Source organism: Parvibaculum sp. (assembly GCF_049671045.1).
GTDB lineage: Bacteria > Pseudomonadota > Alphaproteobacteria > Parvibaculales > Parvibaculaceae > Parvibaculum.
On record NZ_JBATUH010000012.1, the window covers coordinates 1 to 1,502 of the forward strand.

Below are 1,502 nucleotides of genomic sequence, written 5' to 3' on the forward strand. Positions count from 1 at the left end.
CCGTCATGGTCGGGCTTGACCCGACCATCCCGGAAACCAGTGTCTTCTTGTCATGAGATTCCCGGGCCGCCGCTATCAGGCGCCCGGGCATGACGTTCTGTGTCACGCATCCACGTCGAAGCTGACGCCCTGCGCCAGCGGCAGCGTGGTGCCGTAGTTCACGGTGTTGGTGGCGCGGCGCATATAGGCCTTCCAGGCGTCCGAACCGGCCTCGCGGCCGCCGCCCGTCTCCTTCTCGCCGCCGAAGGCGCCGCCGATCTCGGCGCCCGAGGGGCCGATATTGACGTTGGCGATGCCGCAATCCGAGCCCTCGTCGGAGACGAAGAGCTCGGCCTCGCGCATGTTCAGCGTGAAGATCGAGGAGGAGAGACCCGCGCCGACGGCGTTCTGGATCGCGATCGCCTCGTCGATGGACTTGTACTTCATCACATAGAGGATCGGGGCGAAGGTCTCGCGCTCGACCGGGCCGCACTGCTTCGGCATCTCGACCAGGGCCGGGCGGACATAGAAGCCGCCCGCGCCGACATCGACCTTCTCGCCGCCATGGACCTTGCCGCCTTCGGCCTTGGCCTCGGAGAGCGCCTTCTGCATGCCCTGATAGGCGGCCTCGTCGACGAGCGGGCCGACCAGCACGCCGGCCTCGCGCGGATCGCCGATCTTCACCGATCCGTAGACCTTGGCGAGCTTCGGCACGAGCTTGTCGTAGACGTCCTCATGCACGATCAGGCGGCGCAAAGTGGTGCAGCGCTGGCCGGCGGTGCCCATCGCCGCGAAGGCGATGCCGCGCAGCGCGATGTCGAGATCGGCCGAGGGAGCGACGATCGCGGCATTGTTGCCGCCGAGCTCGAGGATGGCGCGGGCGAAGCGCGCGGCGAGCTTCTGGCCGACTTCCTTGCCCATGCGGGTCGAGCCGGTGGCCGAGACGACGGGAACGCGGTGGTCGTTGACCAGGATGTCGCCGATCTCGCGGCCGCCGATCAGTACCTCGGAGAGGCCGGCCGGCGCCTCGGGGCCGAAGCGCTTCATCGTCTTCTCGACGATGGCCTGCACGGCGAGCGCGGTGAGCGGGGTCTTCTCGGAGGGCTTCCAGACGACGCTGTCGCCGCAGACGAAGGCGAGCGCCGCGTTCCACGACCAGACCGCGACCGGGAAGTTGAAAGCCGAGATCACGCCCACGACGCCGAGCGGATGCCAGGTCTCCATCATCCGGTGGTTCGGGCGCTCGGTCGCGATGGTCAGGCCGTAGAGCTGGCGCGACAGGCCGACCGCGAAGTCGCAGATGTCGATCATCTCCTGCACCTCGCCGAGACCCTCGGAGGTGACCTTGCCGGCCTCCAGCGTCACCAGCAGGCCGAGATCGGCCTTGGCGGCGCGCAATTCCTCGCCGAGCAGGCGCACGAACTCGCCGCGCCGCGGCGCCGGCACCTTGCGCCAGGCGAGATAGGCGGACTGCGCCCGGCCAATCGCGGCCTCGGCCTCGGCGGCGTTCGTCTCGCGAAGGG

At 69.0% G+C, this 1,502-nt stretch carries 1 protein-coding gene; it reads right to left on the reverse strand.

The genetic code is table 11. The features are described from left to right. Positions 1–102: 102 nt before the first annotated feature. The coding region (locus WBG82_RS00735) for an aldehyde dehydrogenase family protein (RefSeq protein ID WP_424420162.1) at positions 103–1,502 on the reverse strand (1,400 nt) is incomplete at its 5' end.